Annotated in this window: 13 protein-coding genes and 1 pseudogene; 10 read left to right on the forward strand and 4 right to left on the reverse strand. The window is 65.9% G+C overall.

Translation table 11 applies throughout. From position 1 onward, the window contains the following. The first annotated feature begins 218 nt into the window (after positions 1-218). The 5 genes from ACLJO0_RS36215 (at position 219) to ACLJO0_RS36235 (ending at position 5,845) form a co-directional block, all read left to right on the forward strand. Positions 219-551, forward strand: a complete 333-nt coding sequence (locus tag ACLJO0_RS36215) for a WhiB family transcriptional regulator (RefSeq protein WP_410583670.1) — start codon at positions 219-221, stop codon at positions 549-551. Then, positions 548-886, forward strand: a complete 339-nt coding sequence (locus ACLJO0_RS36220) for a hypothetical protein (protein ID WP_410583671.1) — start codon at positions 548-550, stop codon at positions 884-886. Before ACLJO0_RS36215 ends, ACLJO0_RS36220 begins: the two co-directional genes overlap by 4 nt. Further along, the gene (locus tag ACLJO0_RS36225) at positions 883-1,653 is read left to right on the forward strand and encodes a hypothetical protein (RefSeq protein WP_410583673.1); all 771 of its coding nucleotides are present in this window, start codon (positions 883-885) and stop codon (positions 1,651-1,653) included. The genes ACLJO0_RS36220 and ACLJO0_RS36225 overlap by 4 nt, the downstream gene beginning before the upstream one ends. Beyond that, positions 1,643-3,868, forward strand: coding sequence for a hypothetical protein (locus tag ACLJO0_RS36230; RefSeq protein ID WP_410583675.1), 2,226 nt, complete (start codon positions 1,643-1,645; stop codon positions 3,866-3,868). The genes ACLJO0_RS36225 and ACLJO0_RS36230 overlap by 11 nt, the downstream gene beginning before the upstream one ends. Before the next feature lie 483 nt (positions 3,869-4,351). Then, a complete protein-coding gene (locus ACLJO0_RS36235) occupies positions 4,352-5,845 on the forward strand; it encodes a hypothetical protein (protein WP_410583677.1) in 1,494 nt (497 codons plus the stop codon). A gap of 268 nt (positions 5,846-6,113) precedes the next feature. Here the strand turns inward: ACLJO0_RS36235 and ACLJO0_RS36240 are convergent, their stop codons facing one another. The 3 genes and pseudogenes from ACLJO0_RS36240 to ACLJO0_RS36250 form a co-directional block, all read right to left on the reverse strand. Continuing rightward, entirely contained in the window at positions 6,114-7,622 is a 1,509-nt protein-coding gene (locus ACLJO0_RS36240; protein ID WP_410583679.1) for a recombinase family protein, read from the reverse strand. 31 nt (positions 7,623-7,653) lie between these two features. Continuing rightward, positions 7,654-8,473 (reverse strand): annotated as a pseudogene (locus ACLJO0_RS36245) (DUF222 domain-containing protein); the annotation flags it as partial. A 152-nt stretch (positions 8,474-8,625) separates the two neighbouring features. Next, entirely contained in the window at positions 8,626-9,234 is a 609-nt protein-coding gene (locus ACLJO0_RS36250) for a TetR/AcrR family transcriptional regulator (RefSeq protein ID WP_410583681.1), read from the reverse strand. Positions 9,235-9,353: 119 nt separating this feature from the next. Between ACLJO0_RS36250 and ACLJO0_RS36255 the strand changes: the two genes are divergently transcribed. The 3 genes from ACLJO0_RS36255 to ACLJO0_RS36265 are packed head-to-tail and all read left to right on the forward strand — an operon-like array spanning position 9,354 to position 12,901. Beyond that, the gene (locus ACLJO0_RS36255) at positions 9,354-10,202 is read left to right on the forward strand and encodes an SDR family NAD(P)-dependent oxidoreductase (protein WP_410583682.1); all 849 of its coding nucleotides are present in this window, start codon (positions 9,354-9,356) and stop codon (positions 10,200-10,202) included. A gap of 25 nt (positions 10,203-10,227) precedes the next feature. Continuing rightward, positions 10,228-11,355, forward strand: a complete 1,128-nt coding sequence (locus ACLJO0_RS36260) for a DUF5938 domain-containing protein (RefSeq protein ID WP_410583684.1) — start codon at positions 10,228-10,230, stop codon at positions 11,353-11,355. A 16-nt stretch (positions 11,356-11,371) separates the two neighbouring features. Then, positions 11,372-12,901 (forward strand): AMP-binding protein, encoded by a 1,530-nt coding sequence (locus tag ACLJO0_RS36265; protein ID WP_410583686.1) that lies wholly within the window; start codon positions 11,372-11,374, stop codon positions 12,899-12,901. Here the strand turns inward: ACLJO0_RS36265 and ACLJO0_RS36270 are convergent. Beyond that, positions 12,898-13,803: an Lrp/AsnC family transcriptional regulator gene (locus tag ACLJO0_RS36270; protein ID WP_410583687.1), complete on the reverse strand. Its 906-nt coding sequence runs from the start codon at positions 13,801-13,803 to the stop codon at positions 12,898-12,900. The two genes, ACLJO0_RS36265 and ACLJO0_RS36270, sit on opposite strands and share 4 nt — an antisense overlap. A gap of 210 nt (positions 13,804-14,013) precedes the next feature. Here ACLJO0_RS36270 and ACLJO0_RS36275 point away from each other — a divergent pair, with 210 nt between their 5' ends. Together ACLJO0_RS36275 and ACLJO0_RS36280 are read left to right on the forward strand one after the other, a co-directional pair. Next, positions 14,014-15,675: an amidohydrolase gene (locus ACLJO0_RS36275; protein ID WP_410583688.1), complete on the forward strand. Its 1,662-nt coding sequence runs from the start codon at positions 14,014-14,016 to the stop codon at positions 15,673-15,675. Further along, entirely contained in the window at positions 15,672-15,872 is a 201-nt protein-coding gene (locus ACLJO0_RS36280) for a hypothetical protein (RefSeq protein WP_410583690.1), read from the forward strand. Before ACLJO0_RS36275 ends, ACLJO0_RS36280 begins: the two co-directional genes overlap by 4 nt. Positions 15,873-15,954: the final 82 nt, after the last annotated feature.

Here is a 15,954-nt window from a genome sequence, read left to right on the forward strand (position 1 = left end):
GCAGCCAAGAGTAAGGGTTCAACAATCATGAGTAATGCAATCCGAAGTGCCGGTTCTCCGGCGTTTCTTTCGATCCGTCAGGCCGCGTGGGTTCTCGGAGTCAGTGAGTCCCAGGTGTGCATGGCCATCCGTGTCGGCACTCTCCGGGCCGAGCGTCGCCGCTCCCGGCTCGTAATTCCCGCTGCTGAACTGCGGCGTGTGCTGGGCGGTGGTGCGCGATGACCGGGGATGAGTACACGGAGATGGTTTCGGGGCTCGACAGGTTGGCCGTGGTTCCGGATGGCGTGCTTGCCGACGTGGTGACTAGGGACGGGCTGTGTTTCTGGGCGTTCGACCGTGCCGACATGCCGACGGTGGGCGGAAGTGGTTCGCCCGATCGTGAGTTGGCGGCCCGGTTGTGTGCTGGGTGTCCGGTGATCGATGAGTGTCTCGAACTCGACTTCCGCACGGCCGGTGAGAACACGGTCGGTGTGTGGGGCGCGTTGCCGGACACCGTACGTCGGGCGCTGTATCCGGTGTGGCTGCGTCGCCGGGGCGGTGAGACACGATGACGGTCTCGCTGACGACGACACAGATTCTGGCCGGGGCTGGTGTCCTGCTGTTGCTGTTCACGGTGTGGCGGGCAAGTGCCCGTAAGGCTCGTGAGGCTGCCGACGCGGCACGGGCTAGCGCCCGGGTGGTGTCGCTGGCCGGACGGGTGCTGTTCACGGGTGCCGCGTTCGTGGGTGTCCAGTGGCTGGTGATCACGCACCCGGGCAGTCCGCTGCTGCTTCTGGTGATCTTGGCGGTGCCTGATCTGATCGCGGCGCATGTCCTGACACGGGCGTTGACGGTGACCACGATGGACACCGGTACGTCGCGGCGCCGGGGTGGTGGTCGCCGATGACCACGAACGAACAGAGCACCCGGGCGAGTCGGCTCGCCCGTGAGGCTGCCGACGCGGCCGAGGTCCGGCGCTGGCAGTCCCACCCGGACGTGGTCGCGTGGCGGGTGGAGCGTGTCCGGCGGCAGGTTGACCGCCTGTGCTGGTCCGGGATCGTGTTGGGTCTGGCGTTCACGACGGCGAACGTGCAGTGGTTCGCCGCCGCTGGCGCCGAGGTCGGGTCGCTGCCGTGGCTGACGGCGTGGCTGCTCGATCCGACGGTGTGCCTGGTGCTGCTGGCCATCCTGCGAGCGGAGCAGGTGACCGCGCGGTACCAGGTCCACACCGGTCGGTGGGTGCGTGCGGCGAAGTGGCTCACGCTGGCGGCCACGTATGTCATGAACACGTGGTCATCGTGGGCGGCCGGGTCACCGGCCGGGGTGGTGCTGCACTCGGTTCCCCCGGTGGTGGTGTTCGTGGCCGCCGAGGCGGTCACCGACCTGCGGGACAAGCTCACCGACGCGGTTCATGTCGCGGTCACCACGTCCATGAACCGGACAGAGGTTCATGAACCCGCCATGGACGAACCCGCAGCGACCACGGCCGAGGAACGTCCGGTGCGGCGGAAGCTGTTCGCCGAGTATCTGGCCGACGCACGGGCCGCGTGGACCGCCGATGTGGAGATCTCTCCAGCATGGGTGCGGCAGGCCACCGGCTGTTCACGGGGTCTGTCCTCCCGGCTGGCTGCCGCACTGACCGCCGAGGTTGCGGGGGTGCGTCATGACAAGTGATGTGGAGCGGTCCGGGGAACGGAGTGTCGAACACGTCGGCCCGGTGCTTGACGGCGAGCTGGTGGACGACACGCTGCCGCAACCACGGCGCCGGACGGTGCGGCGCCGGTTCGGGCGGTGGTGCCGTCGGGTGTGGCAGTCCGGGCCGGTGACGCGGGCACGGTCGGTGGCCGCCTACCGGGCACGGCAGGCGCCGCGCGATGTGGCGCGGCTGGTGTGGTTCGTGTTGCGCGGGAACTGGCGGTGGCTGCTGAAGTTCTGGAGCTGGGCCACGTACGCGGATCTGCGGGCGGACGCGCGGCGGGCGCGGCTGGCCGGGGACGCCGAGGCGCGGCGGGCGGCACAGGAGTTGATCAGGGCGGATGCCGTGGCGCGGTGGGCGAAGGTCGGGATCACGCTCAGGCGGTTCGTGATCGCGGTGCGGGTGCTGGCACCGGTTGCCGCTGTGTTGTGGACGGTGAACGCGTTCATGAACCGGGCGGACATGTGGACGTGGCTGGCCGAGGTCTACACGGGATTGGACGTGGCATGGTCGGTGCTCACGGTGGCGGTGCCGTTGTTGCTGTGGGTGGTGCCGTTGGTGTTGGTGGTCGCGGCGGCGTTTGAGGGGCGCGACCGCACCCCGGGTGCGGGATGGCTGGTGCGGCCGGATCGTGACGACGCGGACTCGTGGATTGACGAACGGATGATTTCCCGGGCGCTGGCGCATCTTGGTATCAGTCCGTTGGACCGGTTCTTTAAGGACGGTGGCGAACTCGCCTACACCGTGGCGGCGCGGAAGGACGGTGACGGCACGGCCGCTCAGATCAGGTTGCCGATGGGTGTCACGGCTGACATGGTCGCCGCGCGGCGGTCGAAGCTGGCGGCGAACCTTGGACGAGCTTCGCTGGAAACTTGGGCTACCAAAGGAGAAGAGGACGGAATCCTTGATCTGTGGATCGCTGATAAAGGTGCCCGCGGCGCCGGCGACTGGCCCCTTGTCCATGATGGACAGACGGATGTTTTCGAGGGTGTCCCGTTCGGGCTTTCCCAACGTGGCACGGTAATCAACGCCCCGTTGATCGGCGTCAACTGGCTTGTCGGTGGCAGGCCCGGACAAGGGAAGTCCTCTGCACTGCGGACGCTCATGCTCGGTGCAGCACTCGACCCGACCACCGAACTGTGGGTGTACGTGATGGGCGAGTCACCCGACTTCGCGCCGTTCGAACCTCGGTTGTCCCGCTACCGCATGGGAATGGACGACCATGTCGCCGAAGCGGCGACGCAAGCCCTGGAAGACTTGCTGTCTGAAATGGAGCGACGCGGCAAGGTCCTCGGGCAGCAACCGGGTAGCCCGCCGAAGGTGTCGCGCAAGCTGGCCGATAAGCGCGCGTTGGGCCTGCACCCGCTGGTGTGCGGGATCGATGAGTGTCACGAGCTGTTCCAGCACCCCAAGTTCGGGAAGAGGGCGGCTGAGTTGGCGGTGCGGCTGATCAAACGCGGCCGCAAGTACGGCGTGGTGCTGTTGCTGGCGACTCAGTCGCCCACACGGGACAGCATTCCTCGGGAGATCACCCGCAACGTGTCGTGTGGTGTCGCGTTCTCGGTGGCGGATCAGGTCGCCAATGATGGCTTGCTCGGTTCCGGCAAGTATGCGGCCGGTATCCGGGCAACCGACCTTCGGATCAACACCGACCGGGGAACGTGTGTCGCGGTCGGTATCACGGACGAGATTTTCGAGTTGGTGCGCACCTTCTATGTGCCGTTCAAGGACGGGGCCGACGACGTGACACCCGTCATCACCCGCGCCATGGCGTCCATTCAGGACGCCGGGCGGGCGGTGGAGACAACGGAGCGAATCGAGATTGAAGCGGCTCCGGTGGATCACCTTGCCGACATTGCGCACGTACTCGGCGGGGAACAGCGGGTGCGGACACAGACCGTGCTCACCCGCCTTGCCGAGTACAACCCGGACGAATACGAACCGTGGGCATTCACCGACCTGAAAGCAGCGCTGACAGACCACGGGCAACGGCTCCGCAAGGTGCGCGGGCTGATGTACGTCCACGCCGACGACGTCGCCGAGGCCCGCCGTCAGGCACATGGGGAGGAAGTGGGGGAAGCACCAGGGACCGGGGGAGTTCTCCCCCTGGCCTCCCCCGCCGAAGATCCCCCGGTTGACCAGGGAGAACACCCCAGGGGGAGGCGGGGGAATGCCACCACCGACGACCCGTAAGCCGCCCGAAACCAGGGGAATCGGCACCACGCCCGGAGCTTCCCCCCGCACCCCCCGACCAGCGACCGCAGACCACCGACTGAAAGGCAGCGACCATGACAACCACGCCGACGAACCCGAGGACAGCCGAGACAGCGGGAACGCCCGACCGGACACACCGGACGGTGACCGCGCCGACGGCCCACAGGACGCGGACGAATCGGACGCCGACGCGCCCCGGCACGCCGGACAGGGCGCCGCCGTCCGGAGCGCTGAGAGGGCTGTGGAGGGCTCCGTGTTGTCCGGGCGGGATAGGGAGTGGATACGTGCCAGTGTGCGCGCTCTGCCCCCCGCTACCGATGAGGAGATCACGGGGTGGTGTGACGTCATCAGTCATGCCCGCACTCGGCGCAGGCCGCGCTGAATCACGTCACGGCCTTACCGAACGCTCAGCGGGCCGCAGACGGGTACTACGCGGGCGGCGGCAGACCTTAAGATGTCGCGATGCCTGAGATTGCGAGAATGACTACCAGTCCGGAGTTCATGGCGTACTTGACAAGCTTGATTCGCCATCTGGAGGAACTTTGCGACGACCCCGGACTCGCATGGCTTAAACGTAAGAGGCCCCGTCATCCCGCAATTGAAATATTCGATACAGTGCGCATGGCTGGAATTGCAGGAAAAGTGCCGAAGCGGTGGCAATTTCAGGTTGTTCGTAACACAATGCGACTGACAATGGACCGCATGACGTGGGCTATCTCGTCTCCAACTGAAAATTGCCTATCAGTACTAGAAGACGAAGGTGTTCGAAAATTTGTAGTGGCGCGAGCTCGTGGCGAAGATACTTTCGATGATATTGGCGCCGAACTATACTTCTGGGGGTGGCTGAGAAACAACGGACACGACGCCTACTTGGTTGAAGACGAGGGCATGCCAGATGTTCGAATCGACGGCCCGGTCGTTTTCTGGAGCGAGGTTAAGCGGATCAAGCCCGACAGTTCGGAGCAGCGTATTCGAACCGTGCTAAAGAAGGCCAATAAGCAGCTTCGGGCTGCGGATGCCGAAAAAGCGGGCGTCGTCTTTGTTCACGTCGACAGGAATGCCCCTCCGGACATCTTGGGCGACGACGCAATACCGTCGGACGTCCAAGAACGAATAGATCAAGTTATGCGCACGCTGTCCGGCGACATGTGCCGCAGCGTCAGCCTTGTTGTTGTCGCATGGGATGAGATCTTCCCGCACGAGGATCACGTCGAATATGCAGATCATTATGCAACGCGCCGAAAATCCGTTGTCCTTAAGCATCGGAATCCCCGTTCGGATCCGCCCATCGATTCAGTCAAATTGTCTGTCGGCGCGACCTCTGTCTGGAAATTTGTTGATCCTGCGATAAGTGAAATTCTAGTCGATCGGCGACAAGGCGGCGGCAAAGGCATAAGTCCACAATTTGTAACCTTCGACCCCGAGTTTGAAAAGTTGAACAGCCTGTTACTGAACACTCTTCGCAAAGATCGCGTCGTGAAAGCCTTGAGCGAGGCTGATCGCATCTTCTTCTATCGCTCCTACGACATGTTGTTTTTTATTGCCGGGCGCAAAGTGGAGTATGGCAGTCCGCACGTAATGTTGATCATTGGTAGTCGTCATGAACAAAAGGAAGTGCGCTTGTTCGATGCGTATCGCATTTACGGCGAAGAGAGTCATCTTGATCAACTCGCCGTGAACCCTTTGGGCGCCATGCGAGAACTTCTACAGAATTTTGGATACAAGGTAAAAATCGGAGATACGGAAGAGTTATTTGTTATTGAGGAGGTCGTAAATGTCTCCAATGGAGAAGAGGTCACTTTTATTGATTTTGATGAAGATGCGCCCCCAGGGGACGTAAGAATCCGCGCGTTCAATCGAATTGAGGACGCTCCACATCGACAGATTAGGCTCACGTGGGCATATGCGATCAACATCGAGCGCTACCGGAAGTATCTCGACAGCAAGCGACGGTGAGCTACTTTTCAAGCAGGCCGGTAGTGTCAATGATCTCACCAGAATCGGTGATCAATCTGTGCAATTTGGATAGCTCGGCATGGCCGCTTGCGACCCCTTTAGGAAGACGCCACCCCGCAGCCAGATTTCCGTCCGGTCGCTTCTGTGCCGCGAACACTCCAGCCGTTGAGTACTCGGCACAGCGGACCACGACCACCACAACGGGGTTAACTGAGAGGGCCGATCCGCCTTGTGCGGGTCGGCCCTCTGGCGTGCGGATAGCGTCCGGTTAGGAGGTTGCGGGGAGGGTGTTTCCGTCCCAGTCGAACCGGGTCACCGCGAAGTCGCCGGAGCGGGTGTGCGGTCGCAACGTGAGCGCGGGGAACGCGCGTCGGACCATTGCCCGCAGTACCTCCGTGTCCCCGGCTGCTTCAGCTTCATCCCAGACGGCGGTGACGTCCTCGCTCGGAATCCCGCCACCCAACCCGCTGTCAGTGTCGTCCAAGGCCGCTAGTTCCTTGTTCAGTTCGGTGAGCCGCTTCAAAATCGGGGTCATGGCCTTGTCCACACGCTTTTCACCCCACGTTCCGACCTTGACCGCGAGATTGTCAGCGGTCTCGTCAAGCCGGGTGATTTCCTGAGTCAGTTCCTCGCGCCGCTTAGAGGAACGCGCCAACCGCAGCGCTACCTGATCGGCATGACGCGGGTCAGATAACCGTTCCTTGACCGCGTAAGCGACAGCGCGGTCCGCGATCAGCCCGTCCATGTAGTTCTTCCCGCACCCCAACGGCTGATCCACGTTCCGGCGACACCGGTACTCCCGGTTCGGCGACCCGTCCGGGTACGGGCGCAACGTCTTACGCACTTGAGCGATCATCGGACCGCCACATCCGCCGCAGCGCACCAACCCGGCAAGCAGATGCCGCCGCCCGGCCGGACGGCCCCGTTTCCGGCCGTCGAACAACGCACACAGCCGCTCCCACTCCTCCCGCGACACAATCGGGTCCATGTCCTTCCGGACGGTGATGATCTCCCCGTTATGGGCACGCAATCCCGCCATACTCGGCCGCCGCAACGCAAGAGACAAAGTGAACCGCTGCCAGTGAAACCCGTCCACCGTGCGGATATCCCGTTCCCGCAAGTCACGCACCACCGACGACAAGGATTCCCCGCCCAGCAACCGGCGGTAACACTCCCGGATCACCTCGCGTTCCGACTCGACGATCTCGGCCGCGACCAGTTCGCGCGGGTCGCCCTGCTCCCATCCGTCCGGTTTCGGTGCCCACCCCACCGTGCCGAATCCCCGGGGCCCGCCCGGCCTGCGACCCCGCTTCGCGCCCCGCGTGTGCCCACGCTTGACCCGCTCACTGATCTTGTCCGATTCCCCGGCCGCCGCCACGATCGCTTCCCGGAAATGCCGACGGCCGTCAGCCGTGGTCAGGTCATAGCTGCCCGACAGCGACCACACCAGAATCCCCGCAGAGGCCAGGTCGACCAGACGCTCGCCCTCCATAATCTTCCGGGAAAACCGGTACAGATCCAGCACGATCACACCGTCCGACGCGCCGGACTCCAAGCGGGCCATGAGCTTGTTCCAGTCCGGCCGCACCACCTTCGGCTTCCACGCCGACAGCGAGTTGTCCTTGAACACCTGACCGACCCGGCCGCCGCGCCGCACCACCTCAGCCGAACACCACTCGATCTGCTCGTTCACGTTGATCTCGTCCCCGTTGACCGCGTACGACAACCGGGCGTACACATCAACCAAAGGCCCCTCACCAGGCGTTTCAGCGTTCATAGCCTCATGTTACTAATGACATGGACGACTGGTGGAAACCGCACAGCAGCACCAGATTCCGGAGATCCATAGGGCCGTCGTCTGCCCAGTGATGAATGTGGTGGGCGTGACAGTTCTTGGGTCGCCGGTGACAGCCAGGGAACGCGCAGCCGCCATCGCGGATGTTCAACGCTCGTCGCTGGCCGGGGGTGACGAACCGCCGCAGTCGCCCCACATCGAGGGTTCTCCGGCGGCGCTCATCACGACCGGGAGCATCAGGCAGTCGCAGGCCGCCAGCCGGGCCTCGCGGGCAGTCATCGTCCCGACGAAATCGAGGCACGCGTTGCCCAGGCCGGATTTCAGTTCGTCGAGTCCGATCGTGACATGCAGCAGAGTGCGGTAGCCGCTGGTGCCCGGCTGGTCCGGGCAGGCGATCGCCAAGTCCAGGATGTCGACCCACGCATCACCCATGCGTTCGCACTTCATCCGCAGATCGGCTTGGCCGAACTCGTCCACCGGGCGCGGTTTCGCATACGCCTCGAGCGCGGCCGCGGTGCGAGCACCCGTCTCGTCATCGAGCAAGCCGGTGAGCTTCCAGTAGCCGTCTTTGCGGCGCTCCAGGGTGATTTCCCGGCGCGGCTGAGCAGGTTCGGGATCCTTCGGCTCATTGCCGTCCGGTCGAACCAGGCCAGGAGGTTCGCTTCGGCGTCCGAGAGCTGTCGGGGACCCGCGTCGCGGGCGAGGGTGGCGAGGATCTTCTCCGCGCTCGCCCGATCCTCAACAGAGGTATCGGCCGGGAGCTTCTTCAAGATCTCCAGGATCTGGTCGATCCGCTCATCCCCGACCAACCCCTCGGCGGCGATTCGGGCGGACCGCGACAAGGCTGAGCTCACTGTCCTCCGAGCACCCGCACGGCATGAGTCCGGCGCATCGACTTCGCAGCACAACCCCAAGCCTGCCAAAGAGTAAGCGCTCACCGCCGAACACAGAGCCCCCACGCCCGAGGCGACCCCAAAGTCCAGACCTACGAAACCAGCTGCCCCATCAACGACCCGGCATCCTCGGCCAGACTGGTCTCTTCACCGGCGAGATGATGCAGCAGCGCCTGCTGGAACAAGCCGTCGAAAGCCGCATACGCGACCGACCGCGTCACGACCGGCGACGCCTCGGCGAGTTCGGCATAGCGTTCCACGACGCGCCAGATCATCGCTTGCCGTTGTGTGTCGATCTCGAGCACGTCGGTGCGGAACGCGGCCTCGAACAGGCTCTGGTTCCGCAGGTCGTACCAGAGCCGGTGCATCGCGGCGTCGGCCCGCAGCGTGCCCGCCATCGCGGCGCCGAAGCCCTGCTTGAGTTCTTCGGCCGACCGCGCCGCGGACACGGCCTCGTCGTAGCGGGTGACGCACACTTCTTCGAACTTGCGGACCGCGTAGGTCAGCAGTTCCACCTTGTCGGTGAAGTAGTAGTGCAGCACCCCGTGCGAGAAGTTCGATTTCTGGGCGATCTCGCGCAGGCTCGTCCTGGCGTATCCCAGTTCGGACAGCGCTTGCAGCGTCGAGTCCGCCAGTTCCGCCCGGCGCTGGGCGAACTTGTCCACGCTCCGGCGTGCGATCCGCTCGCTCGTCTCGGTCACCACGAGTTCCTGTCCGGTCCGGGAGCCCGCGCCTGCCGCGGGTCCCTCAGTCTAGCGTCGCGGAATTCTTGACGACTGTCCAAGAAAATCTTGACGACTGTCCAAAACAAGCTCAGGATGTGACCCACACCGCAACCGCGGACCGTCTCAAGGAGGAGAAGTCCATGGGTTCGTACGACCTTTTGGGCCGGAAAGCCCTGGTCACGGGTGGAGCGCAGGGCCTGGGAGCCGGGATGGCCGAAGCGCTCGCCCTGGCGGGCGCCTCGGTGGTCATCGGCGACGTCCAGGAGGATCTCGGGCGCGCCACCGCCGACCAGATCAAGCAGAAAGGCGCCAACGCGGGCTTCGTCCGGCTGGACGTCACCGACGACCAGAGCTGGGAGCAGGCGGTCGCCGCGGTCATCGACGAACTCGGCGGGCTGGACATCGTGGTGAACAACGCCGGTGTCGAGATCACCGGGCTCGTCGCCGATCTGGACCCGGCCGACGTGCGCAAGATGCTCGACGTCAACGTGCTGGGCACCGCGCTCGGCGTGAAGCACGCCTTCCGCGCGATGCGGCCCGGCGGGCCCGCGGGCACCGGCGGCGCCGTCGTGAACATCTCTTCGGTCGCCGCGACCATCGCCTTCCCCGGGATCGCGGGCTATTCGGCGACGAAATCGGCGGTCGACCGGCTGACCAGGGTCGCCGCGATGGAGGCCGGGAAACTCGGCTACGGCGTCCGCGTCAACTGCGTCTACCCCGGCCTCGTCCCCACCCAGATGGGTAATCAGCTCGCGCAGGACGTCGTCGAGGTCGGCCTGTTCCCCAGCGTCGAAGACGCCATCGGCGCCGTGATCGGGCAGACCCCGGCCGGACGGCTCGGCGAGGTCGCGGACATGGCCGACGCCGTCGTTTTCCTCGCTTCCGACGCGGCACGTTTCATCACCGGCGCCGGGCTTCCGGTCGACGGCGGAATGGGCATGTGACCAGCACCAACCGAAAGGAATCACCATGAGCAGCCCCAAGCCCGTCGTGGTCTACGGCGCCTCCGGGTACACCGGACGGCTGATCTGCGAGTACCTGCGCGAGTACAACGTCCCGTTCATCGCCGCCGGCCGGGACAAGGCCCGCATCCAGGAGGCGCTCGACCACGTCCCCGGTCTCGACACCATCGACCACGAGGTCGTCGAGGTCTCGCACGACGTCGAAGCGCTCACCGAACTGTTCCGCGACGCCAAGGTCGTCTGCAACACCGTCGGCCCGTTCAGTGAGTACGGCCACGAGGTCGTCGAAGCCTGCCTGCGCACCGGAACGCATTATCTCGACACCACCGGCGAACAGGACTGGCTGATCTCCGCCGAAGACCGCTACGGCGAGCAGATGGCGGAGAAGGGCCTCCTGCTCTCTCCCGGCATCGCGCAGATGTACACCACCGGCGAGATCGCGGCGAACCTCTGCCTGGAGACCCCGGGACTGGACACTTTGGACATCCTGGTCTTCTGGAAGGGTTATCCCACGGTCGCTTCGACGAAGACCATCCTCGTCAACGCCGCACTGTCCGCCGCGTACTACCTCGAGCAGAACGAGTACCTGCCCTGGCCCGCGGACGGCGGTCTGCAGGACGTCACCGTGCCCGGCCATCACGAGACCGGCTTGGCCCTGCCCTGGGGCGGCACGTCGCATCCGGTCTGGTTCAAGAACGACGCCCGCGTGGCGAACGTCAAGGCCGTGGGCGGCGTCTTCGACCGCGCGCTCATGCAAGGGGTGCCGCAGATCGTCGCGGCCGTCCTGGAACAGGTGAAAGACCTGCCGCTGGACGAAAAGTTGCGTGTACTGGCGGAGCAGGCCGCGGCGGTGCGCGACGAGATGCCGCCGCGGGAGAACCAGCGGCTCAACACGTCGCTCGATTCGGTGCACGCCTCGGGACCGCTGGGCCGCGCGCACTGCGTCATCCACGGCACCTGCAACTACAAGCAGACCGGGCTGATGCAGGCGTACGGTGCGTACTCGCTGCTGCAACAGCCACCGAAACAGGTCGGTTTCGCGTCCGGGTGCCAGGCTTTCGGCCACCGTGAACTGCTCGGCGTGCTACGAAGCTTCGGGCTGGTTTCGAAGCCGGTCTTGACCGTCCACGACTGACCGGAAGGACGAGCGCGTGCGACTGACCGACTATCTCGACAAGGGCGCTTCACTCGATCCGGCGGCCCCTTGCCTCACCATGGGCGACACGTCCCTCAGCTACGGCGAAGTGCGGGAACTGTCGTGGCGGGTGGGGCGGGCGCTGGCCCGGTCGGGTGTCAAGCCCGGCGACAAGGTGGCGATCCTGTCCGGGAACGACCCGCTGTCGTTCGGCTGCGTGTTCGGCATCAGCCGGGCCGGCGCCGTGTGGTGCCCGGTCAACCCGCGCAACGAGGCCGCCGAGAACAGGGAACTGCTCGACCTGTTCGACTGCACCTGCCTTCTGGTGCAGGAGTCCTTCGCACCGCTCGTCTCCCGGATGCTTCCGTACCTGCCGAAACTGTCCACTGTGGTCTGTCTCGACGGCTCGATGCCCGGCGCCGTCCCGTTTTCCGACTGGCTCGATGAGGCCGAGCCGTGGGAGGAGATTCCGCCGGACGACATGGTCCTGCTCGTCGGCACCGGCGGCACCACCGGCCATCCGAAGGCGGTGATGCTCAGCGGTACCAACGTCGAGACGATGTCGGCGCTCACGCTGATGAGCTATCCGTTCACCGGGCGGCCGCGCTATCTGGCGCTCGCCCCGCTGACGCACGCGGCGGGCGTGCTCTGCTTCCCGGTCCTGACACTCGGCGGCGAGATCGTCGTGATGCCGTCGCCGGACCTCGGCGAGTTCCTCGCACTGGTCGAAAGCCGCCGGATCACGCACACCTTCCTGCCGCCGACCCTGATCTACCTGCTGCTCGACAATCCGGCGCTGGACGGCGCCGATCTTTCGTCGCTGCAATGCCTTTGGTACGGCGCCGCGCCGATGTCGGCCACGAAACTCGCCGAAGCGATCACCCGGATCGGCCCCGTCTTCGGACAGCTGTTCGGCCAAAGCGAAGCGCCCATGATGATCTCCACTCTCTCCCCCGCCGACCACGTCCATCCCGACGGATCGCTCGCCCTCGAACGGTTCACCTCCGCGGGCAGGCCCACCCCGCTCACCCAAGTCGCGATCATGTCCGAGACGGGTGAACTGCTGCCACCCGGCGAACGCGGCGAGATCGTCGTCCGCGGTTCGCTGGTGATGCTCGGCTACTACAAGAATCCGGCCGCGACGGCGGAAGCGAGCGCGTACGGCTGGCATCACACGGGCGACATCGGCTATCTCGACGACGATCATTACCTCTACATCGTCGACCGCGCCAAGGACATGATCATCACCGGCGGCTTCAACGTCTATTCGGCCGAGGTCGAGCAGGCGCTCATGGCCTGCGAAGCAGTGCAGGACTGTGCCGTGATCGGGCTGCCGCACGAGAAATGGGGTGAGCAGATCACCGCCGTGGTCCAGCTCCACACCGGGAGGACGGCGGCGGCGCAAGAACTCCGTGCCGTGGTCAAGGAGCGGCTGGGCAGCGTCAAGACCCCCAAGGAGATCCTGATCTGGCCGGATCTCCCCCGATCCAAGATCGGCAAGGTGCTCAAGACCGAGATCCGGAAATCCTTGCTGGCCAACGACTAGCGGCGCGCGAGTTCTTCCGCGGTCGGCAACGGCCACTCGTAGCGTTCCTTGGCGATGCGGAGGTGGACCCACGTTTCCGCGGTCACGACGTCGGGCCTGCCGCTGATCTCTTCGAGCGCCCGGTCGAGGTCGCGGGCGGACTGCGCCGCGATGGTGGCGACGACGTCGAACCGGCCGATGGTCCTGGCAAGGAACTCGGAGTCGTCGCGCGCGGCGAGCGCCGCCGTCACGGAGTCCCCCGCGCCCCGCACGTTCAGGCCGATCCCGCAGACCAGGCCGGCGTCCGGGCGGGCCCGGCTGAGTACCGGCGCGATCCGGATGACGTCGTGCTCCACGAGGAAGCGCACGCGGGTGCGGGTGGCCGACGGCGACAGTCCGACGTGTTCGGCGATGCGCGCGTAGCTTTCGCGCCCGTCGGCCTGCAACCGCAGCATGATCGCGAGGTCGCGATCATCGAGCCGCAGCCAGGGCGGCAGTGGACGGCCGGGCATGAACAGGCCCTTGACCACGTCCACGTAGACGAGGGTGTTGACCTGTTCCACCTCCGGCAGGCCGCGAATGTCCGCCACCGTGCGGTAAAGCTCCGGGGAATCGGGCAGCCGCAACTCGGCGACGGTCTGGTACTCCCCGCTCACCGCGGAAACGAACGCCGCGGCGGGCAGCGCCGCGATGGCGTCCGTCGTGGCCTGCGAACGGCCCGACGTGCGGATCGCGAGATGCGCGTACGCGGTCAGGCCGAGGAACTCGGGATGGACCGCCGCGACCACGTTGAGCGAACCGTCGGCCTTCAGCTGCTCCAGCCGCGCCGACACGGCCGACCGTGACGCCCCGACACGGTGGGCCAGATCGGCCACGCTCATCCGGCCGTCCGCGCGCAAAGCCGCGACCAACGCGTCGTCCACGGCGGTTTCCCCTCTGCTGGATTTCCGGCGGCCTGCGGCACCATATCACCGGCCAGGCAGCCCGAACGACAGCCGAGATTGCGCGTTCTGTCCATGAGCGCCGACATATCGATCGTGAACACCGTCCGTACACGACCGATCTGATTGCGCTCACGGTTTTCGTCGCTTACCTTCGCCCCACTTCACCGTCGAATCCCTGGAGTCCGCGCGATGCGTCTGTTGCCCCTCGATCGTTCAGTCCTCGACGCGAGAGCGACGATCCTGCTTCCCGACGAGCTGGTGACCGTCGACGACGCCACCGAAGGCGCCGAAGCGGTGCTCGTGTTCGGCGAGGAGATCGCCGCGGTCGGCTCCGTGGACGAGTGCCGCGCCCGTGCGGCGAGCCTCGGCCGTCCGGAGCCGGAGGCACGACGGCTGCCGGGCACGCTGCTGCCCGGTTTCATCGATCCGCACGCGCATCCCTTGATGTACGGGCAGATGATGACCTGGGTGGACTGCGGCCCCGAGCGCGCGTCGACCATTCCCGAGATCGTCGCGCTGCTGCGCGAAGCGGCCGAGAACACCCCTGCGGGCAGGCCCGTCCGAGGTTACGGCTACGAGCACCGCAATCTCGCCGAGAAACGGCATCCCCGCAAGGAGGAGCTCGACGCGGTCGCCGAAGACCGCGAGGTCTACCTCATGAACGCCAGCGGGCACGGCGGCGTGGTCAACAGCTTCACGTTGCGGCGCAACGGCGTCACCCGTGACACCCCGGATCCCGACGGCGGGGTGTTCTTCCGTGACGAGCACGGCGAACTCACCGGGGAGCTGTCGGACGCGGCGTGCAACATCCTCACCGGCGTCACCGGGGTGAAGGTCGGGCGGCACGGGCCGAACTTCCACCTCGAGGACGAGCCGGAGGAGCACGCGCGGCAACTGGCCGCCGCGCAGGAGAAGTTCCTCGCCGCGGGCGTGACCGCCATCGGCGACGCCCAGGTCACGCGCCGCGAATTCGACATGTACCTGCGGCTGGACGAAGCCGGCCTGCTCAAGACGCGGGTCCACATGTACCTGCTGTCGCATCTGCTCGACCAGGCTCTGGAAATGGGGCTGCACGGCGCTTTCGGCACCACTCGCCTCGCGTTCGCGGGGATCAAGTTCTACGCCGACGGCACGCTCGGCGGCTGGACCGCGTACTTCCCGGACGGCTACGTCGGCGATCCCTGCCGCACCGGGCAGCTTTACCACGACCCGAAGGACTACTCCGCGCTGATCGGCAAGGCGCACGAGGCCGGGCTCCAGACCGCGACCCACGCCCAGTCCCCCGACGCGATCGCCATGGTGCTCGACGCCATCGAGGACGCGCAGCGGCGAAATCCCCGCCCCGACGCCCGTCACCGCATCGAGCATTGCGGGCTGCCGTCCCCGGAGCAGATCAAGCGGATGGCCGCGCTCGGCGTCCACCCGGTCAACCAGCCGCAGCACTACTACAACTGGGGGGAAGGCGTCACCGACGCGGTCGGCACTCCCGGCGAGCGCTTCAACCCTCTCGGCGAGTTCCAGGCGGCGGGCGTGCCGGTCACGCTGAGCTCGGACGCCCCGGTCGCGGAGCCGAACCCGCTCGAAGCCATCCAGACCGCGGTGACCAGGACGACCCGGCGCGGTCACCGGCTCGGCGGCGACGAGCTGCTGATCGACGTCCGGTCGGCCGTCGCCGCCCACACGATCGCCGGGGCCAGGGTGCTCGGCCGTGAGCGCGACCTCGGCTCGATCACCCCCGGTAAACGCGCCGATTTCGTGCTGCTCGGCGAGAATCCCCTCACCTGCGAGCCGGACCGGATCGCCGGTATCCGCGTGCTCGAAACCTGGATCGACGGCGAGGTGGCCCGATGACCGTCCAAACCGACACCCAGTCGCTCCGGCGTGCGCGCCGGGCCGGGCTCGCGGCCTTCGTCGGCACCACGATCGAGTGGTATGACAACTTGATGCCTGGTGAAAGCCACCTGGGGCTCCACGGGCCCAAAGATGCTCTGACCTGCATTTTCCGGCTGGTTGTGTCCTGTTGTGTCCGGCCGCGTCCTGACGTCTGACGGCCTGTAGACGGCCTGGCGGGTGGTCTCGTGGTGGGCTGCCAGGCTTCCGGTTCGCTGTTCGACGTGGTGCGTTTTGGGC

This window comes from Amycolatopsis sp. lyj-108 (assembly GCF_046549005.1).
GTDB lineage: Bacteria > Actinomycetota > Actinomycetes > Mycobacteriales > Pseudonocardiaceae > Amycolatopsis.

What these genes read in the sequence shown, in the direction of transcription:
- ACLJO0_RS36215 (WP_410583670.1), top strand. Translation starts at nt 219, where the DNA reads ATGACCGGGGATGAGTACACGGAGATGGTTTCGGGGCTCGACAGGTTG.
- ACLJO0_RS36220 (WP_410583671.1), top strand. Translation starts at nt 548, where the DNA reads ATGACGGTCTCGCTGACGACGACACAGATTCTGGCCGGGGCTGGTGTC.
- ACLJO0_RS36225 (WP_410583673.1), top strand. Translation starts at nt 883, where the DNA reads ATGACCACGAACGAACAGAGCACCCGGGCGAGTCGGCTCGCCCGTGAG.
- ACLJO0_RS36230 (WP_410583675.1), top strand. Translation starts at nt 1,643, where the DNA reads ATGACAAGTGATGTGGAGCGGTCCGGGGAACGGAGTGTCGAACACGTC.
- ACLJO0_RS36235 (WP_410583677.1), top strand. Translation starts at nt 4,352, where the DNA reads ATGCCTGAGATTGCGAGAATGACTACCAGTCCGGAGTTCATGGCGTAC.
- ACLJO0_RS36240 (WP_410583679.1), bottom strand. Translation starts at nt 7,622, where the DNA reads ATGAACGCTGAAACGCCTGGTGAGGGGCCTTTGGTTGATGTGTACGCC.
- ACLJO0_RS36260 (WP_410583684.1), top strand. Translation starts at nt 10,228, where the DNA reads ATGAGCAGCCCCAAGCCCGTCGTGGTCTACGGCGCCTCCGGGTACACC.
- ACLJO0_RS36275 (WP_410583688.1), top strand. Translation starts at nt 14,014, where the DNA reads ATGCGTCTGTTGCCCCTCGATCGTTCAGTCCTCGACGCGAGAGCGACG.
- ACLJO0_RS36280 (WP_410583690.1), top strand. Translation starts at nt 15,672, where the DNA reads ATGACCGTCCAAACCGACACCCAGTCGCTCCGGCGTGCGCGCCGGGCC.